Source organism: Calothrix sp. CCY 0018, from assembly GCF_963920925.1.
Classification (GTDB): domain Bacteria; phylum Cyanobacteriota; class Cyanobacteriia; order Cyanobacteriales; family Nostocaceae; genus Rivularia.
Window position 1 is genome coordinate 24,110 of the sequence record NZ_CAWUDI010000051.1, and the last position, 22,658, is coordinate 46,767.

25 protein-coding genes and 2 pseudogenes are annotated in these 22,658 nt (G+C 38.8%); 19 read left to right on the top strand and 8 right to left on the bottom strand.

Going from position 1 to position 22,658, the window contains the following annotated elements; all coding sequences use genetic code 11:
- Positions 1 to 90: 90 nt before the first annotated feature.
- From iscB to ACM03V_RS28415, 4 genes are all read left to right on the top strand, one after another.
- On the top strand, positions 91 to 1,368 hold the full coding sequence (gene iscB, locus ACM03V_RS28400) for an RNA-guided endonuclease IscB (RefSeq protein ID WP_414624161.1): 1,278 nt from the start codon (positions 91 to 93) through the stop codon (positions 1,366 to 1,368).
- A gap of 88 nt (positions 1,369 to 1,456) precedes the next feature.
- Complete coding sequence (locus ACM03V_RS28405; protein WP_414624162.1) at positions 1,457 to 1,618, top strand: type II toxin-antitoxin system RelE family toxin; 162 nt, start codon at positions 1,457 to 1,459, stop codon at positions 1,616 to 1,618.
- Positions 1,596 to 1,718 (top strand): type II toxin-antitoxin system RelE family toxin, encoded by a 123-nt coding sequence (locus ACM03V_RS28410; protein ID WP_414624163.1) that lies wholly within the window; start codon positions 1,596 to 1,598, stop codon positions 1,716 to 1,718. Before ACM03V_RS28405 ends, ACM03V_RS28410 begins: the two co-directional genes overlap by 23 nt.
- 272 nt (positions 1,719 to 1,990) lie before the next feature.
- Positions 1,991 to 2,284: a hypothetical protein gene (locus ACM03V_RS28415; RefSeq protein WP_414624164.1), complete on the top strand. Its 294-nt coding sequence runs from the start codon at positions 1,991 to 1,993 to the stop codon at positions 2,282 to 2,284.
- Positions 2,285 to 2,362: 78 nt separating this feature from the next.
- On the opposite strand, the gene ACM03V_RS28420 is transcribed toward ACM03V_RS28415, so the two are convergent.
- Positions 2,363 to 3,631 (bottom strand): family 10 glycosylhydrolase, encoded by a 1,269-nt coding sequence (locus ACM03V_RS28420; protein ID WP_414624165.1) that lies wholly within the window; start codon positions 3,629 to 3,631, stop codon positions 2,363 to 2,365.
- A 766-nt stretch (positions 3,632 to 4,397) separates the two neighbouring features.
- Between ACM03V_RS28420 and ACM03V_RS28425 the strand changes: the two genes are divergently transcribed.
- From ACM03V_RS28425 to ACM03V_RS28435, 3 genes are all read left to right on the top strand, one after another.
- Complete coding sequence (locus ACM03V_RS28425; RefSeq protein ID WP_414624166.1) at positions 4,398 to 4,658, top strand: hypothetical protein; 261 nt, start codon at positions 4,398 to 4,400, stop codon at positions 4,656 to 4,658.
- 446 nt (positions 4,659 to 5,104) lie between these two features.
- Positions 5,105 to 5,410: a DUF3181 family protein gene (locus tag ACM03V_RS28430; protein ID WP_414624167.1), complete on the top strand. Its 306-nt coding sequence runs from the start codon at positions 5,105 to 5,107 to the stop codon at positions 5,408 to 5,410.
- A gap of 94 nt (positions 5,411 to 5,504) precedes the next feature.
- Positions 5,505 to 5,723, top strand: a complete 219-nt coding sequence (locus ACM03V_RS28435; protein ID WP_414624168.1) for a hypothetical protein — start codon at positions 5,505 to 5,507, stop codon at positions 5,721 to 5,723.
- Between the two features lie 223 nt (positions 5,724 to 5,946).
- Here the strand turns inward: ACM03V_RS28435 and ACM03V_RS28440 are convergent, their stop codons facing one another.
- A complete protein-coding gene (locus ACM03V_RS28440; protein WP_414624169.1) occupies positions 5,947 to 7,230 on the bottom strand; it encodes a CCA tRNA nucleotidyltransferase in 1,284 nt (427 codons plus the stop codon).
- 91 nt (positions 7,231 to 7,321) lie between these two features.
- On the opposite strand from ACM03V_RS28440, the gene ACM03V_RS28445 reads away from it, so the two are divergent.
- Both ACM03V_RS28445 and tsaB read left to right on the top strand, forming a co-directional pair.
- Positions 7,322 to 7,570, top strand: coding sequence for a Ycf34 family protein (locus ACM03V_RS28445; RefSeq protein ID WP_414624170.1), 249 nt, complete (start codon positions 7,322 to 7,324; stop codon positions 7,568 to 7,570).
- Positions 7,571 to 7,714: 144 nt separating this feature from the next.
- A complete protein-coding gene (gene tsaB / locus ACM03V_RS28450; RefSeq protein WP_414624171.1) occupies positions 7,715 to 8,338 on the top strand; it encodes a tRNA (adenosine(37)-N6)-threonylcarbamoyltransferase complex dimerization subunit type 1 TsaB in 624 nt (207 codons plus the stop codon).
- Positions 8,339 to 8,362: 24 nt separating this feature from the next.
- On the opposite strand, the gene ACM03V_RS28455 is transcribed toward tsaB, so the two are convergent.
- Positions 8,363 to 8,707, bottom strand: a complete 345-nt coding sequence (locus ACM03V_RS28455; protein ID WP_414624172.1) for a hypothetical protein — start codon at positions 8,705 to 8,707, stop codon at positions 8,363 to 8,365.
- 414 nt (positions 8,708 to 9,121) lie between these two features.
- On the opposite strand from ACM03V_RS28455, the gene ACM03V_RS28460 reads away from it, so the two are divergent.
- Both ACM03V_RS28460 and ACM03V_RS28465 read left to right on the top strand, forming a co-directional pair.
- Positions 9,122 to 9,289, top strand: a complete 168-nt coding sequence (locus ACM03V_RS28460; protein ID WP_414624173.1) for a hypothetical protein — start codon at positions 9,122 to 9,124, stop codon at positions 9,287 to 9,289.
- Positions 9,290 to 9,641: 352 nt separating this feature from the next.
- Positions 9,642 to 11,564 (top strand): prolyl oligopeptidase family serine peptidase, encoded by a 1,923-nt coding sequence (locus tag ACM03V_RS28465; RefSeq protein ID WP_414624174.1) that lies wholly within the window; start codon positions 9,642 to 9,644, stop codon positions 11,562 to 11,564.
- Between the two features lie 110 nt (positions 11,565 to 11,674).
- Here ACM03V_RS28465 and thrC read toward each other — a convergent pair whose 3' ends face one another.
- A complete protein-coding gene (gene thrC, locus ACM03V_RS28470) occupies positions 11,675 to 12,769 on the bottom strand; it encodes a threonine synthase (RefSeq protein WP_414624175.1) in 1,095 nt (364 codons plus the stop codon).
- 381 nt (positions 12,770 to 13,150) lie between these two features.
- Here thrC and ACM03V_RS28475 point away from each other — a divergent pair, with 381 nt between their 5' ends.
- Positions 13,151 to 13,336 (top strand): hypothetical protein, encoded by a 186-nt coding sequence (locus tag ACM03V_RS28475; RefSeq protein ID WP_414624176.1) that lies wholly within the window; start codon positions 13,151 to 13,153, stop codon positions 13,334 to 13,336.
- A 593-nt stretch (positions 13,337 to 13,929) separates the two neighbouring features.
- Here ACM03V_RS28475 and ACM03V_RS28480 read toward each other — a convergent pair.
- Complete coding sequence (locus ACM03V_RS28480) at positions 13,930 to 15,465, bottom strand: hypothetical protein (protein ID WP_414624177.1); 1,536 nt, start codon at positions 15,463 to 15,465, stop codon at positions 13,930 to 13,932.
- A 284-nt stretch (positions 15,466 to 15,749) separates the two neighbouring features.
- Between ACM03V_RS28480 and ACM03V_RS28485 the strand changes: the two genes are divergently transcribed.
- The gene (locus ACM03V_RS28485; protein WP_414624178.1) at positions 15,750 to 15,944 is read left to right on the top strand and encodes a hypothetical protein; all 195 of its coding nucleotides are present in this window, start codon (positions 15,750 to 15,752) and stop codon (positions 15,942 to 15,944) included.
- 241 nt (positions 15,945 to 16,185) lie between these two features.
- On the top strand, positions 16,186 to 16,788 hold the full coding sequence (locus tag ACM03V_RS28490) for a hypothetical protein (RefSeq protein WP_414624179.1): 603 nt from the start codon (positions 16,186 to 16,188) through the stop codon (positions 16,786 to 16,788).
- Positions 16,789 to 17,325: 537 nt separating this feature from the next.
- Here the strand turns inward: ACM03V_RS28490 and ACM03V_RS28495 are convergent.
- Complete coding sequence (locus ACM03V_RS28495; RefSeq protein WP_414624180.1) at positions 17,326 to 17,526, bottom strand: hypothetical protein; 201 nt, start codon at positions 17,524 to 17,526, stop codon at positions 17,326 to 17,328.
- Between the two features lie 311 nt (positions 17,527 to 17,837).
- Between ACM03V_RS28495 and ACM03V_RS28500 the strand changes: the two genes are divergently transcribed.
- From ACM03V_RS28500 to ACM03V_RS28510, 3 genes are all read left to right on the top strand, one after another.
- Positions 17,838 to 18,083 (top strand): hypothetical protein, encoded by a 246-nt coding sequence (locus ACM03V_RS28500; RefSeq protein ID WP_414624181.1) that lies wholly within the window; start codon positions 17,838 to 17,840, stop codon positions 18,081 to 18,083.
- A 402-nt stretch (positions 18,084 to 18,485) separates the two neighbouring features.
- Positions 18,486 to 19,322: a hypothetical protein gene (locus ACM03V_RS28505; RefSeq protein ID WP_414623808.1), complete on the top strand. Its 837-nt coding sequence runs from the start codon at positions 18,486 to 18,488 to the stop codon at positions 19,320 to 19,322.
- Positions 19,323 to 19,348: 26 nt separating this feature from the next.
- A complete protein-coding gene (locus tag ACM03V_RS28510; RefSeq protein WP_414624182.1) occupies positions 19,349 to 20,188 on the top strand; it encodes an ATP-binding protein in 840 nt (279 codons plus the stop codon).
- Here ACM03V_RS28510 and ACM03V_RS28515 read toward each other — a convergent pair.
- Together ACM03V_RS28515 and ACM03V_RS28520 are read right to left on the bottom strand one after the other, a co-directional pair.
- Positions 20,078 to 20,692, bottom strand: a complete 615-nt coding sequence (locus ACM03V_RS28515; protein ID WP_414624189.1) for an RNA-guided endonuclease InsQ/TnpB family protein — start codon at positions 20,690 to 20,692, stop codon at positions 20,078 to 20,080. The two genes, ACM03V_RS28510 and ACM03V_RS28515, sit on opposite strands and share 111 nt — an antisense overlap.
- Positions 20,693 to 20,746: pseudogene (locus ACM03V_RS28520) on the bottom strand (hypothetical protein); the annotation flags it as partial. It lies immediately after the preceding gene.
- On the opposite strand from ACM03V_RS28520, the pseudogene ACM03V_RS28525 reads away from it, so the two are divergent.
- Positions 20,730 to 21,301 (top strand): annotated as a pseudogene (locus ACM03V_RS28525) (IS701 family transposase); the annotation flags it as partial. The pseudogenes ACM03V_RS28520 and ACM03V_RS28525 overlap by 17 nt on opposite strands.
- Before the next feature lie 533 nt (positions 21,302 to 21,834).
- The gene (locus ACM03V_RS28530; RefSeq protein WP_414624183.1) at positions 21,835 to 22,503 is read left to right on the top strand and encodes a response regulator; all 669 of its coding nucleotides are present in this window, start codon (positions 21,835 to 21,837) and stop codon (positions 22,501 to 22,503) included.
- Positions 22,504 to 22,658 lie beyond the last annotated feature (155 nt).

Consider the following 22,658-nt stretch of genomic DNA (forward strand, 5'->3'; position numbering starts at 1 on the left):
AAACATCTTTAAGGGGTTAAGGAAGTGCTTTTTAGACAGTTACCGACCGTTAACAATGTCGAAGCTAACATTACTATTAAGGCACTAACAATGCAACAAAACTACGTTTTCATAATTGATACAAATAAACAACAATTAAACCCAGTAACGCCAAAACAAGCTCGTAGATTATTAGAAAAGGGTAAGGCAGCAGTTTACCGAATGTATCCGTTTACATTAATACTAAAAACTGCAATTGATAACCCAGTCATTAGACCGTTAACGTTAAAACTTGACCCCGGTAGTAAATTTACAGGTATTGCATTGCTTGACGGTGAAAATGTGATTTGGGCTGCTGACTTAGAACACCGAGGTTATCAGATAAAAGTTGCTTTGTTGTCACGCAGACAATTAAGGAGTAGCCGCAGAAATAGAAAAACTCGGCACAGAAAACCACGTTTTGATAATCGCAAACGTAAAGATAATTGGCTGCCACCAAGTTTAGAACATAGAATCCTAACAACTGAAACGTGGGTAAAACGCTTAGTGTGTTATGTGCCAATATCAGAGTTATGGATTGAAAAAGTTAAATTTGACATGGCGTTGATGCAAAACCCAGTTAGGAGTGGAGTCGAATATCAACAAGGGGAATTAAAAGGTTATCAGGTGCGTGAATATCTACTTGAAAAATGGAGTAGAGAATGTACTTATTGCAGCAAAAAAGATGTTCCATTGCAGATAGAACATATTCTTCCCAAGTCAAAAGGAGGTAGTAATAGAATAAGTAATCTTTGTTTAGCTTGCGAAAAATGTAATCAAAAGAAAGGAAATAAGCTAGTTGAAGAGTTTCTTAAAAAGAAGCCTGACTTACTTAAAAAGATTAAATCTAAGACTAAAAAACCGCTTTTAGATGCTGCCGCAGTTAATGCAACTAGAAACAAATTAGTAACGGTTTTATCTAGTTTATTACCAACAAAAACTGCGACAGGAGCCCAAACAAAATACAACCGAACTAGGTTAAATCTTAAAAAACAACATTGGATTGATGCTGCTTGTGTTGGTGATATTAACAATATAAAACTACTGACAAACCAACCATTGAAAATAAAATGTAATGGTCATGGAACACGTCAAATGTGCAGAACAGACAAGTATGGATTCCCTGCAAGATATGTACCTAGATTCAAATTTGTTAAAGGTTTCCAGACAGGAGACATTGTAAAAGCTGTTGTAACAACAGGTAAAAAAGTTGGCGAATACATAGGGAGAATAGCCACTAGAAGTACTGGTAGCTTTAATATTTCAACCCGTGAAAGACTAGTACAAGGCATCTCACATAAACACTGCAAAACTATTCATAGAAAGGACGGATACTCTTATGCTTTTTAGTGCTATTTCACGGCAAATAAATTTGCTCGTGTCGTTTTTCCTCTTCGCTCTAAAGAGACGAAGTTTCCAAACTCCCGGAGGTCTTTAGATGAATTATGAACTGGAGTTTACAGAAGAATCCGTCACTGACTTAGAAAAGTTAACTCAGGTTATACAAATCCGAATTATTAATAAAATCAATTGGCTTGCAGAAAATTTCGAGCAGTTAACTCCTCAACCCTTAACAGGTGAAGCCGGCAGATTTTTATAAGTTGAGAGTCGGTGACTATCGCGTTCTCTACAGATTCAGCAACGAGCCGAATATTATTATTATTCATCAAGTTGGACATCGTAGAGAAATTTATAATTAATTATTTTGTTAACTCAAGCTATCTGGTGGATCTCTATCCCTAACTCGCGCAACTTTTCCGCCATTTGTTGGGCTTTTTGTTCTGCAATATCGGCGCGTTGTGCTTCCTGTTGTGCCCTAAGTGTCTCTTGTCGTGCGCGTAATGTCTCTAGCTATATCAATTCGTTTTGATTCATAAAATAATTCTTTGAGAAAGGGAATAGGGAATGGGGAACAGGCAATAGCGATCGCAATGAAACATGATAGAATCCCTATAAAGGATTGTATTTAAAAATGGCAGACGAGCAAAAAGTATTTTCAATCTTAAAGGAAGCAAAAAAGCAGGATTTGGTTAAACCTTCGGAAATAACTAATGTATGTTTTGTTTCTTATATAAATACTGCTAACCATATACTTCTAGTAATTCGCAAAACTTCGGATGGTAAACTAAGTACGGAAGAAATAGTTACGGGAACGGGATTAAATAGTAATACTTGTAAAATTTATTTGCGGAGTTTGGAGAAATTAAGTTTTATTAGTCGAGTTAAGGATAAAGAATCTAAAACAGTAATGTGGGAATTAAATTAAAAAATAGGTTCGTAGTAGCGCTTCAGCGCATCATATTTTGGAATCAGGATGCGCTGAAGCGCTACTACGAGCCAAGAGTCATTTTTTATCTGTTCCCTTTGTTTCTATCAATTGATTTAATTTAGCAGCTGTTTCTTTCGGCTTTCCAGCAATCGGAAATACTAAAATACTTTTAATCTCTTTATTATTTACTAATTCTTCTACCCGATGAAATTGTCTGTCACTTATGGCAATGCCATCAACTTTTTTAGCGTAATTAACTTCTTCTTGAAAACCATCTTCGTTATAAGCTTGAATAAATACTCTATCAACTTTCCATTTTTGATAATCGGCAGCGAAATATCTTTTAGCCCAATAAGGATTATGATGGCAAATATCAAAACTAACTGATGGGTTAGCTTGTTTCATTGCAGCTATCATTTGCTGGGTAAATTTTGTTAATTTATCGGTGCGATTAACTTTACCTGGTAATTCTGCATGATAACCTAAATAATCATCCCATTGTACTGCATCGATTTTAGGATATTTTGTGACGAATTCGGCTAATATGTCTCTGAAGAAATTTGCAACTTCAGGTACCTCAACATCAAGCACGTAATGATCTATTCTTGCATAGGTTTTATCTACACCGGGGACAATCCATCTTTTAGAAATTGCTAAATCGAATATCGGACTATTTTTATCGATTTTAATCCCTTTTTCAAAATAAGCGTGAACTTCCATTCCTTGTTTATGAGCTTCATCAATTAACCAATCCAACCATTTATCTTGAAACAGATTTGGACAACTTTTAAAGCCCAGGGTTTGCTGCATGACTTCGCTTTTATACATGGTACAAGCATTACCCCAAACACCATGAATAATTGTATTAAATCCTTTACTCTTGTAGTAACGAACTCTTCGACGAATCATTTCTTCGCTGGCATTATTTGTAACTTGATAGCGACTTAAATAAATTCCTCTAATTTCTTTTTTCTCCCAAGGTGTTTGAGGTGGTGCTGTTGGTTTTGGAGAAGCTTGTTTAACTTGAGTTTCGTTTTTTGGAGATAGAGTTGGTGTTGGTGTTGGAGTCGCTTTTGGTGTTGGGGTAGGAACTGAAGAAACTACTGGAGCCGGATTTGAAGGAAGTTTTGGAGTTGATTGTTTAGGAATTGAAGCAAAAGTTGGAGTCGGCTTTGGAGAAATGAAAGGAATATTTAATTGCTCGCTATTAGGAATAATTTTGCTGATACCTAAGTTATCTCTCTGAGTAAATAACCAGATACCACCTCCTAAAAACAGTATAATTACTGATATTGGAATATTTAAACATCCGCACCCGCTTGGCTCTTTCTTTTTGCGCGACATAGTAATATTAATGGTTTCCTGATAACGACTCAGTTTAATTGATAACTACAGGTTTGACATTGGCGAATTCCGAAAAATAGGCGAAAATAGATTTTTGATTTCAGCAGGTTGTGTCTTTTTAGACTGCTCGTTTTTAGCAGAAGATTATCGATTTAAAAAAACCTTACTAGACAAGCCACTGATAGGGGCGGGTTCCCAAGGCAGCTTTTGGGGGGAAGCTTCCCCCCAAAACGTGCCGCCGACAGTCAGGCAAGTGGCGTGCTGAGAGCGCTGAGGGAAGAGGTAAAGAGAGATAAAAGTAATGAATCTATAGCTAGCTGTAATCTTACTGAGAAATCCAAAATATAGAATTTAATATCTACAATTAATTATTAATTATGAGCATCTTAAATGCCTAATTTTACGTATAAATTAGCTACCTCTGCGGGTTAGCGATAGGCGTTCACCTTACTGTGCGGCTTAGCCGACACCTTCATGTGTATCGCACTTAAAAAGCTAGTGGTTGTAAGGCTTTGGTTGTTTCCAAAGATGTATATTATGTTGAGGTAATAGATAGCCAATTTTGCTCTTCTAAACGCTGCCAAGCTTTACGAATATGTTGGCACTTAGCGATTTTGGATTTTAGATTGCTGCTTCTATTCTAAGTAAATTAGATTTGTGACGCGGATAACATTAAAATTAATAATGTAGAGACGGGGCGCAGTGCTACATCTTCCATCAATGCCGCGTCTCTACACCAAAATTATTGTTTACTCTAATTAATATAATGCCTCCACGTTGGCCCCGCGAACCAGACCGTAAAAACGACCCAGCTTACCGTAAACTGGAAGATAGAATGAATTTCGCCGTTCATGTGGCGACATTTGCTTTATTCAATTCTGGCTTGTGGTTTTTTCACAATTTTCTTTCAACTAACTGGGAATGGTTGCCCATTTTCACATTAAGCTGGTTGGGAATATTAGTCTCCCATCTGATTTATATTTCAGTCATTGCCGATTATTCAGATAATCCCACAAAATCTACCTGAAGATGGATTATCAAAGTGAAAGCGATCGCAACTTGTGGTGGTAAAGTTAACTTGAGAATTTCAGCATAATTCTTAAGTAACTTGTAAATTTGAGGCTGTCAGCAACTCAGGTCTCAAGACACTGAGCTTCAGGCATAGTTCTGAAACTCTTAGCTGACCAGATTAAGGATTAAATTCCTACGTTTAGAGCAAGTGCTAAAAATCATACCTTGAGATGCGTAGCCAGTTTCAAGCACTATAACTGGAAAATTAAACAGGTGTAACGCCAGTTTTGCCAGTGTTTTCCTTTTGAAGCCGACTCTAAACATTATCGAGGCTAACATTACTTAATTGCGGACTAACCATCCAAAAAAAAAGAAAAATGCCAACGGTGGTTAAAACCACTCGCGGCGTTTTTCCACGAGCGCTTTAAAAAGCGTGAGTTTGCAAACTACCGGGATTTTCTTATGAGTAACAACGCAGAATTCATGGAAGCCCTAGCTGCTGAAATTGGCGAAAATGTCTATATAGATATTGCTAAGTGGCACCTTTATTTGTCCGATGCCAAACTGCATACCGTCGTCGCCGAACAAGTTTATCCTTTAATAAGTTCTGATAAATCCGTGGACGAAGAAGATGTCATTCATGTTTTACAGTCTATTCCTATCAAGATAGGTGGCGGTAAAAGTGAAATCTCTTTAATCGATTTGGTTCCATCACAGTGCCAAGTCAGTTTGGTAGATATCTTAGAAAAATATCAGCAAGAAATGTGATTTTTGTGGTTTTTGGTGTCTTAATTCTGGCATCAAAAACTTTTAATTAATAGATTGATAAATAATAAATAAATAAACAAACAGGGGAAAAACAATGTCTACTGCCAAGTTTCACGACGGAAATTCTTTAGCTGACGCAACCGATGAACTAGGTAAAAAAGCTTTGAAACTAGGTTTAATCCCCAGCTTTACCGTGCGTTTTTTTCCTGACAGCAGAGAATATTTTATTGCTCACGATGACAAATCGGAAGCGCTAACACCCGAAGAAGCGTATTTACGTTTTAAGAAATTAGTAGAAAAAGCTAATAATTAAGCTTTTAAGAGGGAACAGGCAACAGGGAATAGGGAACAGGGGGAAAAGAATTAGGAGGATGTTTCAAAAGTCTAATTTGATTCTTAACCTGGCGGTTGAAACCGCTGCTACACAAGCAAAACCCGCCTGCGCGGGTTACAAATTAGTTAGTCCACGGAGGTGGACTTTGCCTGTGTAGCAGCGAATTCTATTCGCCGGATACTATCTTTCATATTTCATCATCTCAAATTCCCAATCCCCAATTCCCAATTACCATCTTCCGTGCAAATTCTATCGCTTCATCAAATGTCGAAATTTTGCCTTCCACTTGTGCCACTGCAATTTCTGTCAGTAATTTACCTATAAGTGGTGACGAAGGGATGTTTAATGATGATATAATGTGTGTCCCACTTACCAATTGAGTGGGATGTGCAACCGGATCATCAGGGCTTAAGTAGCGGGAAAGTAAAGATGCGTATGTTGTCAGTGGCTTGTCTTCAGACATATCCCTGACTACATTACCATAAGCTGTTGCTAAAATGGCTGTAGTCGGGAATACGCTACCCGCTTCTCGGAATAAAAAGTATTGTTCTCTCAAGGATAATTGTGCATCAAGTTTGGGAAATGTTCTCAAGGCTGTAGTTACGCTTTGAACTTCCGCTTTACTATAGGTAAGTTTTTCTAACTCTGTTTCTGCTATTTCTGGCTTGGAATTAACTAAACAAGCTAATTTTGCAATACCCAACCAAGTTGTTTTTACAGTATCTCTAATATTTTGTTGCAGTATTTCCTTCAAAGTTGGAAATTCTTCTGTAAGCTGCAAAGCTACTTTGTCAACTTCTGCAACTAGAGTACAATGCGATGTTGCATATTTAAAAGAAGTTTTTAGTAAACCATCTTCAACAGCTTTGATTAACCAAGGTGTTCCTTGAGGATTTGCCAACATATAACCCAATTCTACCCGAATTCGCTCCGCAGCAACTTTTTCTAAATGGGAAGCTAAAGCGCGAATCGTTGAATGGGTTTCTGCTTCTATACTAAAACCTAATTGTGCAGCTTGACGATATCCCCGCATCAAACGTAAAGGGTCATCTTCCAGATTAGCAGGTGATATCATCCGTAAAATACCCGCTTCTAAATCTGCACCACCATGTAACGGATCTCGGATTTCTTGAGTATGAATATTGTACGCGATCGCATTGATTGTAAAATCTCGTCGATGCAAATCAGTTTCTAGAGAATCGCCTTCCTGTTGGGCTATATCAACGGTAGCATTGGGAAACACTACGCGAGCAATTTGCCTCTGCTCGTCAAGTAAAACAAAACCAGCTTGATGATATTTCGCTATTTTGCGAGCTACATTTACCGCTTCTGAAGGTAAAATAAAATCTAAATCCAGATATTCCCGATTTCTTCCTAAAATAGCATCTCGTACCGCACCACCTACCAAATAAGCTGGTTTTGGCAATAATTCCAGATTAAAAGGTAAAGAATCTGGTGTAAATTTAGACAGAATTGAACCGTACATTGTAATAAAAATAAACTCAAAGGTTAGGCAACAACAGTGTGGCTTGAGCTAGATTAAAAGCAGAGCAAAACAAATATAAGTTGGTTTTAATATGTGTATTTGCGTAAATTGTCATTATGTAGACCGCTGTGCTACCTACAATGCAGTAGAAACACAGCACCAACAACCTCATTTAACAGAAACACCAACCTTTGATCCCAACGAACCCAGTATAAACGTAAATATCCGCACCGAAGGCGAAGTAATTGAAATGGAATGGGACGTTGTGGGATGTTTGAGTTTTAAAGAAGAAAAAGGTAAATGGGCTAAATTACGTCCCGGTGAATTGGTGCCAACTTAACAGTTATCAGTTAACAGTGAACAGTGAGCAGTTAGGAATTAAAAGATTTTAGATTTAAAATCTTTTGAAGGGTTAGAGCAAGGAATTAGGAATTTAAAAGTATTCTACCCCCTCTACCCCCTCTCCCCCCTCTCCCCCTCTCTCATGCTTAAATACGCCTTCGCACTACACACCACAACTCCGGAATTAGGTTTAGCTATCAGTAATTTTGCTGATGACTCGCGTTCTGATGTATGGAAATTAGACCGTAATATTTCTAATTTGATGCATCAATATTTAATAGATTTTGTAAAACCTCAAACTTGGACGGATATAGATTTTATTGCTGTAGCGAAGGGACCTGGGGGTTTTACGGGAACTCGTATCGGGGTTGTGGTTGCTCGTACTTTAGGGCAACAATTGAATATTCCGGTGTTTGCTGTTTCTACTTTGGCAGCATTTGCATGGGATAACCGAAGCGATGATGATAATTTTATTGCCGTACAAATGCCAGCACAACGAGGTATGTTGTATGGTGCGATTTATCAAGTTGTGCCAGATGGTAGCGGACTTACGGCTGTAATGTCTGATGTGGTATTAACCCCAGAAGTATGGGAAGAAAAATTAGCCGATTGGAATGGTAATTATCGGCTTGTTGAAGCAAACTCTGGATTAGCTGCGACGGTAACGAGTATGCTGCAATTGGCTTATTTGGATTGGCAGCGAGGGAAGCGTCCGGAATGGGAGGAAGCTTTACCTTTTTACGGGCAACATCCGGTTAATAATTAGTTGCAAATTGCCCCGACAAGGGTTTTACTCCGGATCGGCCAGCTTGAATCCCCAAGGCTTCAAAACTATCATGGCAACATCTCTTTCGATACCTTCATAAGGTTCCCATTCGGAGCCGGGGTCTTTCGGGTGTCCCTCACCGACATGACCGGCAATTTTGATTACCTGATAGCCTTCCACACGATGCTTTTCCATTCCCCTGGGAAGTGATAGCTTGACTTTGCGACCTACGAATTTAGATGTACTTGCCTCAGCGACAGTTTCGCGAATTAAACAGATATCACCAGCAGTTCCCCAACTAGTTGAGTAGGTGTATAGGAACGATATATAGTTTTTAGGTTTTATGGGTCTTTTTTTTACAGCTTCCATTTTCTATAATTGCTACTCATCTTTTTTCCGGCAGGAGACTTTCAAGAAGATGGAGAGAGGATATCAACCTCCAATTCTTGGCTCAAAATTTTAATCCAAATAGTTATAACACTATATGCGGCAAGATTTTCCTTTAATTATCTTTATAAATTTAAATTTTACCTTCAGTCACACGTTTCGCAGTCATGCCGAGCAAAGGCTCACGCGCTTCCAGCGAAAACACTTCTATAGCAATTTTATATGAGTTGTAATAGTTTGAACTATTGAGGAACCGATTTTTTTTGAAAAATTCGGTTTTTTATTTTTCTGGTATGGGAAAGCGAAGTCACGGGGGTTGCAACTGTAAATCAACGATAATCAAAGTAGCGATTATATTGTTTTATTAATTTACTGATTGTCGAAATTATAAAAAAGATGAAAATTTTAATAATCGAAGATGACGATCGCATTGTTAAACATGATGCAGAAGACTTAAAGCATCAGCATCATGCGGTGGAGGTTGCTGGTGATGGGGTTGAAGGCTGGGAATACACCCAAGCAACGGAATTCGACTTAATTTTATGTTTATTTGATGTTGCCTAAATTGGATGGAATTAGTCTTTTTAACACTCTTTGCCCTATAAGTGCAGAGATTCTTTGTTCATAGGTAGATGGAGCATTACCAGGTTTTGAAATGAAAGTTACCTGGCGGTTGAAACCACGGCTACACAATCCAAAACCCGCCTGCGCGGGTTACAAATCAACTAGTCCACGCAGGTGAACTTTGCCTATGTAGCAGAGCCATTGCTACAACGGGGGTACAAAGCCGTTGTAGCAAATGGCGTGTGGTTTCAATCGCCGAATACTTTTTAAACATCCTCCTGTAAAATCAATAAAGTTCTAGCATCACCCTAGAAAACAATCCAAAATCTAAAATCTAAAATCCTAAATTGAAATGACAATAGCACCTTACGGCTCCTGGCTTTCACCCATCACTACCGATTTAATTACCTCTACAGCAATCGGACTCGGACAAGTTGCGATCGATCGCGAAAATATCTACTGGAGCGAGTTACGGGCTTGGGATAAGGGACGTACTGTTATTGTCCGACGCAACCCCGATGGTGAAACTGAAGATGTGACACCGGATGGTTTTAACGTGCGTAGTCGGGTTCACGAATATGGTGGTGGTTCCTCCACGGTGGCTGATGGTACGGTTTATTTTTCTAATTTTATTGACCAGCGTCTTTATCAGCAAAAACACGGCTCAGAACCGCAACCAATAACACCAGAAATCTCGATGCGCTACGGTGATGGAATTATTGACAATCAGCGGCAGCGAATGATCTGTATTTGTGAAGACCATACGCAACAGGCGAAGGAACCGACAAATACAATAGTTGCTGTTGATTTAACGGAAAATAGCAACCCGCAAGTTCTTGTATCTGGAAATGATTTTTATATTGCACCTCGTTTGAGTGCCGATGGAAAATACTTGGCTTGGTTGACTTGGAATCACCCAAATATGCCTTGGGATAGCGCCGAATTATGGGTTGGTATGGTTCAAGATGATGGTTCGATTGATGATAGACAAAAAATTGCCGGTGGTGTGGATGAATCTGCCAGTCAACCGGAATGGTCGAGTGATGGAACTTTGTATTTTATCTGGGAAAAAACTGGCTGGTGGAATTTATATTCTTGGCAACAGGCGAAGGTAGAAAATTTAACTCCGATTGAAGCAGAATTTGGTAAGCCACAGTGGGGTTTAGGCTCCTCTACCTACGCAATTGAATCAACAGATAGAATCATTTGCAGCTATACCCAGAAAGGAATTTGGTATTTAGCCTCCTTAGATGTAAACACAAATAAACTCGATACTTTCGATTTACCCTATACTGATTTTAGCGGGATAAAAGCAATACCTGGTAAGGTTTTCTTCAACGGAGGACAACCTACTCAAACCAGCGAACTTGTTGAGTTTGATTTAACTACAAAGAAAATACAAGTTTTGCAGCGTTCCAGCAATATTGCCATAGATGACGGCTATCTTTCGCAAATACAGCCGATAGAATTTCCTACCAGCAATGGGAAAACAGCTTATGGATTATTTTACCCACCGCAAAACAAAGATTACACGGCACCTACAAACGAAAAACCACCATTATTAGTCAAAAGTCATGGTGGCCCCACTGCGGCTACATCTTCAAGTTTGAGCTATCGAATTCAATATTGGACGAGTCGCGGTATTGCCGTTTTAGATGTTAACTACGGTGGTAGCACGGGTTACGGGCGCGAATATCGTCAGCGTCTGGATGGAAACTGGGGAATTGTCGATGTGGATGATTGCGCGAATGGTGCTAAATATCTAGTAGAACAAGGTTTAGTAGATGGCGATCGCCTAGCAATTTCTGGTGGAAGCGCGGGAGGATATACAACTTTATCCGCGTTGACTTTCCGCGATACTTTTAAAGCTGGTGCAAGTTATTATGGTGTCAGCGATTTAGAAGCTTTAGCCAGAGATACCCATAAATTTGAATCCAGATATTTAGATAGATTGGTGGGTGCTTATCCAGAAATGAAGGAAATATACGTACAAAGATCCCCTATCAACTTTGCAGAGAATTTAACTTGCCCGGTAATTTTTCTACAAGGCTTGGAAGATAAAATTGTGCCACCAAATCAAGCTGAAACCATGATAGAAGTTTTGCGAAACAAAGGATTACCCGTTGCTTACGTTCCCTTTCCGGGAGAGCAACATGGTTTTCGCAATGCCGAGAATATTAAACGCGCTTTGGAAGCAGAATTCTATTTTTATTCGCGGGTATTTGGGTTTAATGTTGTTGAAGAAATACAAACGGTAGAAATTGAGAATTTGTAGTTACACAGTAGTTAAACCTAACCCCCAGCCCCATAAGAGCAAGGGAAGGGGAGCAAGATTAAAGCCTCTCTCCGCATCCGGAGAGAGGTTGGAGAGAGGTTAATTACCAATTATTCAAACCCCATCAACTTCGCAACAGTTTTAATATCCGCTTCAATACCTTGGGTAAACTGACTTTTATTGTGTTTAATCGCTGTATCTGGATCTTTCAAACCATTACCAGTTAATACACAAACCACAGTCGCACCTGTAGGAACTCGATCTTTTACCTTTAATAAACCTGCCACGGAAGCCGCACTAGCTGGTTCGCAAAAAACACCTTCATCCCCAGCTAAAATTCGATAAGCTTCTAAAATTTCTTCATCGGTAACGGAATTAAATTCACCTTTACTTGCCGATTGTGCCGCTACTGCTTTATCCCAACTCGCAGGATTACCAATTCTAATTGCCGTAGCTAAGGTTTCCGGATTTTTTACAACTTCACCATTCACTAACGGTGCAGCACCCACAGCTTGAAAACCCATCATCTTGGGTAAACGTCCGCATTTACCATGTTGATGATATTGACAAAAACCCATCCAGTATGCCGTGATATTTCCCGCATTACCTACTGGAATACATAGCCAGTCTGGAGCATCACCCAAAATATCTACGACTTCAAAAGCCCCGGTTTTTTGTCCTTCCAAACGATAAGGATTAACCGAATTAACTAAAGTTACCGGATATTCTTCGGCTATATCCCGGACAATTTCTAAAGCCTGGTCAAAATTTCCTTTAATTGCCAGTACTTCCGCACCATATACCAACGCTTGCGCCAATTTACCCAGCGCCACATAACCGTCAGGAATGATTACAAAAGGACGCATCCCCCCGCGTCTTGCATAAGCAGCAGCAGCCGCTGAAGTATTGCCAGTACTCGCGCAAATCACAGCCTTAGCCCCTGCTTCCTTGGCTTTAGAAACCGCCATCGTCATTCCCCTATCTTTGAAGCTACCAGTAGGGTTTAAACCGTCGTATTTTACAAAAACACGTACTTGCTTGCCAATTAGACGCGCAATCGATGGCACGGGAATTAAAGGGGTATTTCCTTCCAAAAGCGTCACAACCGGCGTATTTTCGCTCACAGGCAAGTACTGGCGATACTCTTCGATTAATCCTTGCCAAGGTTGACGATGAGATTTTACAGCAGACAGGCTTAAGGTCACGGGATTTTATAGAGCTACTTATTTTTTACTGCGATATCGAATGACAGTTTATCCTTTTTACTGTATCGGTGGGAAGTATTATGATAACTTTTATCACAATTTGGGCAGTAATCAGTAACCAGTTAGCAGTTAGGAGTTAGGAGTTAGGAGTTAGGAGTTATTAATTTTTCTTCCCCCTCTTCCCCCTCTTCCCCCTCTCTATTTTTATTTTCGGAACAAAATCCCTACCTATATTGTCATTTCAAAGATGTTGCATAGCAAAATAAATTGTTTATATTGCAGCAACTAATACCAGCTATACAAAGATTTAATAATTCTTTAAATTACACTATTATAAGATTTCTAATGGTGTTGAGTAGAGTTTTGGACTTAATTAGTAGTATGTCTGTATCTAGTGTTTCAGAACGCAAACCCGAACATTCCGTCGTCACCTCAACTAGTACTTGCTATCAAGTTGACCAGCAAGTTAAGTTAATGGACTTGCAAGCTGAGGTGGATTTATTGTTGTTACAGTTGCAACAGCTTAAACAGCAAAAAGATGTTTGTACTCACGAACAATCTTGTTAAATTGTTGCTCCGCGTGCTTGTCTATACTTGTATTTGATTAAACCGATGGCAAGCACTGCTAGCTGAAACGCTGATTTTTTCTACGGCGTTTGACTATATTTTGATTATATATTTATGGCTATATTTTATTAGTAGAGCGATTTTTAGCTTTACTGCTATTTTCGCTATCGCACTCAATATTAACTATTGATGTTGATTAATATTGCTTTATTTTACTTTAGCACTATTAGTCATAGCTAGGTTACGTAGAAGTGATTTTTTTTGCTTCTACGTTTGATTTATTTTTGTTATTTTTGGCTATAGATGTAAAAGGGGAACGGGGAATAGGGAACAGGGAATAGAGGAAGAAAATGGTATTAGTTTAAGATGTAGTTCTATAACGCAATAATCCTTGTTATATAGCGAATTTCGGTTGAGTCGAGTACACATTGAACCTCACCCCTTTCCCCTCTCCAAAATAGCGGAGAGGGGTGGAAGGAGAGGGGTGAGGTTGAGCCTGTATTGCACCCAACTGAAAACCGCTATATACAAAATAATTAATTTTAATCGGCACATTCCCCGTTCCCCATTCCCTATTCCCCATTCCCTTTCCCTCAAATTAGCGCCAAAAGCTTTTGAATATAGGTTTGTACCTTATCGGAAATATTAGATTGTGTTTTGAGCCAGTAATAACCTTCATTTGTACCTTGTTGGGATGCGATGACTAAAGCTTTCCACGTTTGTACTTCAGAACGATTGGGGTTTACTTTTAATGCTGCATCAATGCGACTTTCTATTCTTCCGGTATCGGATTTGAGCAAATCTCTAATTTCTGCGGGATTTTCCGGTGATGCTTCAAATACTTTTAAAGCTTCTCCCCATCTGCCATCAATTAAGTCAGCTAATACTTCTTGAGAAGGGCTTGCCCAGCTTGTATCGGCTAATTTTTTGGTAAGTTGAGAATGTTCGCGAATCAAATCGATTTGTGCTTGCGCTGCGGGTGATATTTCCCCTTTCTGCTTCTTGATAAATTGCAGCCATTTGTAAGATGGTGTCCACAGTCCACTTTTCGCAATTAACAGCGCGTCTTTGTAACCTCCATCTTCTAAAGCTGGTGTTTTTAGGGTAATTTCAGATAATTTAACTGGATTGACAACAAATTCACTCTCGTCAATTTGGTAAATTCGCAAACTTGGTTCTAAACCAACTGTTTGACGTACTACTAATTCTTTCTCATCGCTACCAGTTACCTGCTGCCATTCGGGTAAATCTCCGGTAGGGCTTGTCCAAGATATCATCGTTTTTAAATTACGTTTTTCCGGGTTGTAGTGAAGGATATAGCCGTAAGCTGTCAGATTTGAACCTGAAGAACGTTGTCCGCGTAGATAGTACCAAATTCCCGGTAGTGGAGCATCTTTTTCAAAGCGTCCTATTTCATTTATGGGTAAAGCAATGCTCGAACCAGCGTTTTCTTCTATACCTGCATCTACTAATGGAGCTATGACTTCAAATTCTTCTGGCCCGGTAACGGGGAATTGATTGGTGAGATGATAGTATTTTTCTGAGCGCGACTGCCATTCAAAATCTGTTGCTAGCTGGTAAGTTCTCAGTTCGACTATGTATTTACACTCAGAGCTACAATTGTTGCGTTCGCGATAAATAGGTAATAAAAAAGATTCGTCAGTTTCGCTTTCTAAAGGCAAAATTTTTCCGGCTATACGCTTTTGTTTTTGGATTTCTGCTTGAATTTGCTCTACCGTATGGGGTTTATCTTCGGAATTCGAGGCAATTTTACCCCATTTTGGTAAAACAGGATTTAACCAAGTTACAAAAAGCGGATTAAATATAAATAAAATGCTAATCCAGCTAAGAGCTACAACTAAACCCGCACTTGAAAGCAAGATTGCCATAGCAAACATTGATGCTGCTATACTTTTGCGCTTTTTGACTAAGGGGCGATCGCTCGAATAGGAACGAATTTCTTTGGTAGGGGCAGTTTTATTTTTGAGATTTTGTTTAGATTTTTTGATTCTTTTACGAAGCTTGCGAACCTTAGTATTGGGCTGCGCTTTACCGTCTTTTAATGGTTTTGATGAAGGCGAGGATTTTGGATTTCGAGTTTTGGATTGACTCTGCTGGTTTTTTTCCACTGTTAAAACTATATTCGGGTCACAAAAGATACTTCTACTCAATCAGAAATCTTAAATTGCTTGGATCGCGATAAAAACAATGCAAGCCCTTTAAATCACTTTATAAATCTTTGACTTTAAATTCCCCGTAACAGTACTAGCTTTTTCTTTTATACTCGCGCTTCAGAGATATTGCCCAAAAGTTATCAAATAGATTTTTGTCTAAATTCCGTATGATTACTCATGCCATTCGGAAAAGTTGTTAGATACGCTCAACCGTTGTATATATACAACAGTATAAAAAGTTGAAAACAAGTAAAATTTCCTTAATTATCTGTTTTTTAGCTGTGGGAATTACCGGATTTCCAGATAAAGCAATGTCTAAGGAACGGGCTTCTGTGGATTTAGATTTCACTATCCCTAATCAAGGAACGGTGGAGACGAAATTTGAGATAAAGAATACAGAACAATTTAAGATTTCTCAACCACTTGTTATTTAGATTTCTAGGGCGGACGGATGAAGCAAGAATCCCCATCAATAAATTGAAGGGGAGTGTCAAAAACACGTTTAGGTATTAAGGCGAACGATACTGCCAAAAACCTGCTGTCCGGCTCTGAAAACTCCGAAATAGCAGAATAAAACAAGAAATCTGTACTATTGTTTGGTGTCTGGAATAGCACCCCGCATTTGATTAATCAATGCAATTAGTGTGAGAATACCAATCGATAACGGAGGAAATTATGGCAAATAGGTGCAGGTCTAAAAATAAAAAGAAGATTAGAGGTTGGAAAAGACGGATTAAACACATTCAAAAATGGAAACAGCAAAATTTCAACCTGGGTTTAAATAATTTTAACTATGATTATGTCAAAATCTGGATTCACCCTTGGTCAAGTTTTGGAAAACCATCACCGCCATTGTGGTACAGACGGTTAATCTTATCAGCACTGTTGGAAATTTACCACAATTGGAAAAAACAACTTATTGAAAGAGGAGAGCCTTTTTATTTAAAAATTTGGTTGTTTCATCCACGTTTTTCCCATTCACAAGTCGTTGCAGGAATAGGTGAAAGAATTGATTGGTACGAAAATGTTTTTCCTATCCCAGAAAATCAATATGAACCATTTCCCTATTCCGAGTATGCTTCAAATCACTACAATCTGCATGATGTAAAGTGGGAATTACGTATAGATGATATTGAGCATTATGAAAAAATGGATGAATTGACACCCCAAGAAGTGGAAAATCTTCAAAAAACAGCCTACCACATAACTCAAACATCTGACGGGGATACTTTGTACGCAGTCTGGCTAGGCTCAGTCTGGGTTGGTCATATCCAATAATTTACCTCAATTATCAAGCACTAAATTTGAGACTGGTTGGTGCGTGACGCTATAAGTCTTATCGCTACGTTCAAATTTATTCTAAACTACACACCCGTTGCAAAAAATTGTGCCAATAATAGCTCGTCCCAAAGCTCCCGTGCAATATGCCGATCAAGTTGCCAATAGGCTATCGCTTATGATCTTGGATTAAATTCATGAGGGCGATTGCATATCTTTAGTAGGGCTTAGCAACGCCGGCATATTTCTCTTGTAGGGTGCTGTGGCACTTTGATTAATTGTCAACGTAGTAATAAGGTTTGTAGTGTCACGCACCACCCAAGTCTTGTGACAATTGCGGCTATTCCTGTTTAGTATCAAAAAGCTTTGACCGCGATGGTAACGTGCAGGGGTTGCTCCCAAAAGTAAAGTAGTACAGCGCGATGCCATAGGCTCAGGCTTCCGCATCGCCGACATAATCAAGATAGCGATCAACCGCAGGGCTGCGCCGAACACCCTTTATAACGACTTGATCGGCGATCGCACCCCCACTGCTATCTATTCTTTATCATCATCATCCTTATCCTTTTTCTTCAGTCCTAAAATCAGCGGAGTTGCAGCCATCAAAATTGCTGGTAGTAATGCTAGATAATCGTAATATGTTGGTACTTGTCCAACTTGGGGAGTTGGAATATCGGTTGTAGCTGGAACGCCAATGTAGTTTCCAGACAAGATTTGTTGATAATTATTTGGTAACATAAGAGTAAGAAAAATTTTATATTTCTGCCATCACGTTCCTACGAAGCTCGTTCTGGCAGGTGAACAATTGACCCAGTAATGACTACGAATCATTGTTGGGTTATTCTATTAGCCCCATTTTTAACAGTTATTAGTTATCAGTCACGTTTATACAAGCGGGTTTAAGTCCCCTACAAAGAAGGTGGTCAGCGTTGGTAGCGGGTTTAAATCCCACACGCGATATGCCCGTGTTTACTGTTAACTGTTCACTGATTTAAGGCTTTAATTATTAGTGTTGATTTGTTACCAATCGTGACTGCGGCGATGAGCTTTTGCTCCGCCGTAGGCATCGCATAAATCTGAGTCACAGGGTAACTTCACGAGAAGCACCACCACAAAATATTCCCGAACCAGTTACTACACCTCAACTCGACCCCAATGCAGCAGTTCGTGCTGCGGTTAGTGGAAAATGTGATTGTCCCTACGATACTGACAGCCGAGGTCGCAGTTGCGGTAAACGTTCGGCTTATTCGCGCCCCAGTGGTAGAAGTCCCGTTTGCTATGTAGGCCATAGGTGAAGTCAATACCGTAACGGTATATCAATAATAATTTCTTCAATTTGCTATCAGCGCGATTGAGGCAGCCGTACAGGCGATCTAACAGCTTTACTCGAAGAGCGAACTGAACAGCCTTACTCGCACAGTCCCAAGGGGACATGCTTGCGCGAATCTGCGCTTACGCATACGCGATCGCAACATAATTATTAGTTCCTAAACAATTTTGAGCATAATCAGCTAATACTTTATACTCAATATTAAATAATAATTTAACCTGATAATTTTCTAAAACTTAATTAAATATATTTATATATTTATATAATAGTAAATAATTTGATTACCAGACAGATAAATAGTTAGCAGTACAGTCTGCCAGACAATCAGTAGTTGTACTGTACTAAATTCTGTAATGTATAGCAGACAATGAATATACAACCACAAATTAACTGGGATTTTATGGCAGACAAAGTAGAAAATAATGAATCATTATCGGCAGATAGTACGGTAGAAAACACAATTGTTACACCGGATAATCTGCACTCTTCTACTAAAATTACACCCGATAGTTTACCCGACAATAACCAAACTTTACCCGATAGTTCGTTGCAAAACTATAATGTTGTAGCAGACAGTATGCCAGACAATACGCCAGATGACAGTCAAAGTGTTGATAATTTTGCAAGAATTCCCATATCAGAATTTTTAAAAAAATATGGCATCGGTCGCGATCCGCTGTACAGTCGGATGCGGTATTTGCAGATTACAACCTACAAGATAAAGAACAAGGCTTATCTGGATGCAGAACAAGCAGAGCAGATGGACGGACTGCACGAACACATTAAGGCTACCGGACGGATGGAAGGCTATTTGATACCGGAACCATCAGGACCCGTAGCAGAAAAAACGCAGCCGACAGCAGTTGATGAAAATAAAGTTAATCAGCCTTCAGCAAATGCAATAACCGTATCCTCAGAGCAGACATTGAGCGTGACCGAGAATGAATCTATCGATGTACGCCAGCATGAAATATCGCAGATGAACGTGCTAAGCGAACAGATATTCAACAATGCTCAAAATAAAGCAGCGGGGATATTGATAGCTGAGAATGTTTTGGCGGAACAGTTTATCAACAATCCAGAGATGTTGTCCGATGAACTTAAAGCAAAGATTCAGCAATCTGCAAGGATACCTGAAGTTGACCCTTTAGAATACGCCAACGCGCTCGTGAACTTCGCCAAGCCTGGGGTGGTAGCAGCTTAAATTGGTCGGGGATCGTGTTGGCGACTATGGTTATAGCAATTAATGGAGTATCGTCAATTTCGTTGATTGCTGCGATATTAACAATGTCAATTGGGGAATTGGTAGTTAGGTCTAACAAAAAGGTAAATAAAACCGAAATCGAACCACCAGACCAAACCGTTAGTACTCCAATTAATCATCCAACTATTGAAATTGAAGATTTAACCGTTAGTACCGAAGTTACGACTAGCTTTAGACTGTATCGCCAAACCGAATTAAATCGGATTATTGCCTCGCTATTAGCTTCTGGCTCGCTGTTAATTACCGGAGAGGAAGGTTGTGGTAAGTCTGTACTAATATCGGCAGTAGTTGAGAAACTACAAGGAGATGGGTTTGTGGTGGCACACATTGAACCAACTACACCCAAGCAGATGCTGCTCGAAATTGCCTATCAACTAGGAGTAGAAACCCAAAGTTTGGAGGGGAAAGCGCTGAGTGCCGAACAATTGAGAAGAGCGATCGCAAATTACTTAGAAAACAATACGGCGTTTTTGGTAATTGATGACGTGCAGTTTTGTGAGGCGAAATTTCGGATGTGGCTCAAGCAGTTGCGGAAGCTGCAAGTACCGATGTTGTTGCTTGCTACCAATCCACCCAGAACCGATATCTTTATTAACATTCCGCGTATAGAGTTGCAGCCATTGCCTGAATACGCGATTCGGGAATTGATGGAACAAGCAGCACTAGAGCGGGGGATAAATCTAAAACCATCGGAATTATCTAAACTGCAAGAACGGGCTGGGGGAAATCCGATGTTGGCACAAAGAGCAATTGAAGAGGAATATTTGGGGTTGGAAGTAGAAGGAGCCGACCATGATAGATCTTAAATATTTAGCGTTCTTAAATACCTTTCCTGTTGACAATGTGGCTAAAGTCTTAACTCCTAAATCAACACCTACTGTCGGTATTCTTGGCTCAATTACAGAGGGCTTTTTCTGATTATAAGTAAACGAAATATACCATTCATCAGCAATCCGAGATATTGTGACTTTAGATGTAGCTCCATGAGGCAAAACTTCATGCAACTTAATCCAACCAATGGTAGGTAATTTTATTGATTTACCTCCGAACGGCATCGGTTTTCCGCCACAGTTTATTGTAAAAGAATCATCTTCACCTTTTTTCTTAAAGTTTGGATAATCAGCTTGTTTTTTAAAGAAACGGGTAAATGCATTATTTAATTCTTCAAAAGCGAACTCAGTTACTTTCTGGCAAATACCTTTTTCTTTAATCCAACTATATTCGGTTTTCAGATGCTTATTAAAGAAAGTTCTTAATGTTCGGTAATTAAATTTACATCCTGCTTTGTATAGCTCTTGCCAAGTAGCCAAACCCCAATTAAAAGTAAATCGTTTGATGCCAGCGTGCTTCTGGGAAATGACCACAGACCCAGAGACTATGCCTAAAAATACGACTTCATTAGTAATGACTAACATAGAAGGTAAAGTGAAGAAAACTTTAGGTAATCTTTACGGATTAAGAACATGGGTAGAATACGGATTTCGACAATGTAAGCAAGAATTAGGTTGGACGGATTATCGTTTTACTAATTTCAAGGATATTGAAAAATGGTTCGCCAGCGCGTTGCGGGGGTTCCCCCCGTTGTAGCGACTGGCGAACCCGAAGGGTGGGAGATTATTTTCTGTGTGTACACAATGATTAGTTTAAAATCTCAAGCTTTTTTATCCTTAAATCAAAAAAATACAGCTAAAAATAAAACTATCAATAATTCTGCTAATTTTTCAATACATCAACAATGGAATAATGAAGGTGGATGGAAGAATACTTTAAATAATCTTCGTTTAATTGTCCAACCAACCCTACTACTATGGTTAATTTATCCCTGGTTAGATATTTTCCCGAATTCTAATTTATTGCTTGGATTTAACTGTTTGATTGCTGAGATTAATCAATATCAACCATTTTATCCTTCCGGATAATCTCGCTTATTTATTATTTATTTAATTCGGAGAGTGACAGAAGAGGGGTAAGAGGAGCAATATTCATCTATGATTGATACTGTTGGCTGAGGGTCTCTGGGCAAATGTTTTAGTATCTGTAGTTCTACATCCATTACTACAAGACACTTACAGAGTTCATATTTTTATTTCTTCAATTATTATAATCGGAAAGTGACAGAAGAGGGATATTGCTCGCTGTATGTCCCAACCCAGCAAGATGCTTGTCCTTACAAACACGCTCCGAAGACCGCACCAAATTATTAGATAAATCATTTTTTACAAGTCCCTTACACGGGGAATCACAAAAAAAATACACTTTTGTGTATGGATTGCTTAAGTCAAATCTAGTAAAGTAAGACTATACATAGTTTTTTGTACTTGACGAAAAATAAGGTTTATGTATAGCTAGACAGTCTCAAATTAGGGGAAAGTATTCCAAAATCAACAAGTTTTTAGATTTTTGCTTTAAAAAATAACATACTATAGTTTTGGAAACATTACCATAAAAAACTATGCTAAAAACTCTTCTCGTAGATGACCATCATTTAATCGTATCTGGAACATTTAATATGTTGCAGAAGCAATATCCAAATATGGAGATTTTTATTGCAGAAACAGCAAAAGATGCTTTTAATAAAATCGAAAAAGTAAATCAAGAAAACTTATTTTTTGACCTGATTATATTGGACTTATCAATCCCAGAAAACACTGGGATGACTGCTAATATCGATACAGGTATTCAATTAATCAAAGATTTATTAAATAAATATCCTCTGGCAAATTTAATGGTGCAAAGTAGTTATGCTAAGGCACTGGTAAGAGTGAAATATGAAATAGACGAACATCAAGGAGGTTTTGTGATTGCTGATAAAGGACTTTCCGAACAGGAAATGCTGATTCGCATAAATTTAGCAATACAGGGAGCAACTCATACAAAAGATATCAAAACTGGATTGGAATTGAAGCCAGAATGGCTTGAACTTTTGAGTTTGGCATTTGACGAGGGGTTGCAAGATAAAGTAATTGCGGAAAAAATGCATCTTCACGAACGCACTATACGTGCATATTGGACAAAAATTCAAGATGCTTTAAATGTTTATCCTAATGATTGCAAGCAAGGAGGCAAAAATATGCGAATTCAAACTGAAATTATAGCTAGAAAGGAAGGATTGATAGACTAGTACCGCTTCGCGGAAGTAAGAAGTAAAAAGTAAGAAGTTTAATTTTCTACGCTTTTTAGCCATTTTTAATGGTAGTTTTATTTACGCCGACTTGCACTAGTTTTATTCATATAACAAATAAATCTGGGCTGATTAATTGCGAATAGATAAAATAT

Coding starts and splice junctions, on each gene's coding strand:
- ACM03V_RS28430 (WP_414624167.1), top strand. CDS start 5,105: ATGAGTAACAACGCAGAATTCATGGAAGCCCTAGCTGCTGAAATTGGC.
- tsaB (WP_414624171.1), top strand. CDS start 7,715: ATGCTTAAATACGCCTTCGCACTACACACCACAACTCCGGAATTAGGT.
- ACM03V_RS28415 (WP_414624164.1), top strand. CDS start 1,991: ATGGCAGACGAGCAAAAAGTATTTTCAATCTTAAAGGAAGCAAAAAAG.
- ACM03V_RS28530 (WP_414624183.1), top strand. CDS start 21,835: ATGCTAAAAACTCTTCTCGTAGATGACCATCATTTAATCGTATCTGGA.
- ACM03V_RS28455 (WP_414624172.1), bottom strand. CDS start 8,707: ATGGAAGCTGTAAAAAAAAGACCCATAAAACCTAAAAACTATATATCG.
- ACM03V_RS28440 (WP_414624169.1), bottom strand. CDS start 7,230: ATGTACGGTTCAATTCTGTCTAAATTTACACCAGATTCTTTACCTTTT.
- ACM03V_RS28505 (WP_414623808.1), top strand. CDS start 18,486: ATGAATATACAACCACAAATTAACTGGGATTTTATGGCAGACAAAGTA.
- ACM03V_RS28425 (WP_414624166.1), top strand. CDS start 4,398: ATGCCTCCACGTTGGCCCCGCGAACCAGACCGTAAAAACGACCCAGCT.
- ACM03V_RS28475 (WP_414624176.1), top strand. CDS start 13,151: ATGTCTGTATCTAGTGTTTCAGAACGCAAACCCGAACATTCCGTCGTC.
- ACM03V_RS28445 (WP_414624170.1), top strand. CDS start 7,322: ATGTGTATTTGCGTAAATTGTCATTATGTAGACCGCTGTGCTACCTAC.
- ACM03V_RS28460 (WP_414624173.1), top strand. CDS start 9,122: ATGAAAATTTTAATAATCGAAGATGACGATCGCATTGTTAAACATGAT.
- ACM03V_RS28435 (WP_414624168.1), top strand. CDS start 5,505: ATGTCTACTGCCAAGTTTCACGACGGAAATTCTTTAGCTGACGCAACC.
- ACM03V_RS28490 (WP_414624179.1), top strand. CDS start 16,186: ATGGCAAATAGGTGCAGGTCTAAAAATAAAAAGAAGATTAGAGGTTGG.
- ACM03V_RS28510 (WP_414624182.1), top strand. CDS start 19,349: ATGGTTATAGCAATTAATGGAGTATCGTCAATTTCGTTGATTGCTGCG.
- iscB (WP_414624161.1), top strand. CDS start 91: ATGCAACAAAACTACGTTTTCATAATTGATACAAATAAACAACAATTA.
- ACM03V_RS28465 (WP_414624174.1), top strand. CDS start 9,642: ATGACAATAGCACCTTACGGCTCCTGGCTTTCACCCATCACTACCGAT.
- ACM03V_RS28405 (WP_414624162.1), top strand. CDS start 1,457: ATGAATTATGAACTGGAGTTTACAGAAGAATCCGTCACTGACTTAGAA.
- ACM03V_RS28495 (WP_414624180.1), bottom strand. CDS start 17,526: ATGTTACCAAATAATTATCAACAAATCTTGTCTGGAAACTACATTGGC.
- ACM03V_RS28420 (WP_414624165.1), bottom strand. CDS start 3,631: ATGTCGCGCAAAAAGAAAGAGCCAAGCGGGTGCGGATGTTTAAATATT.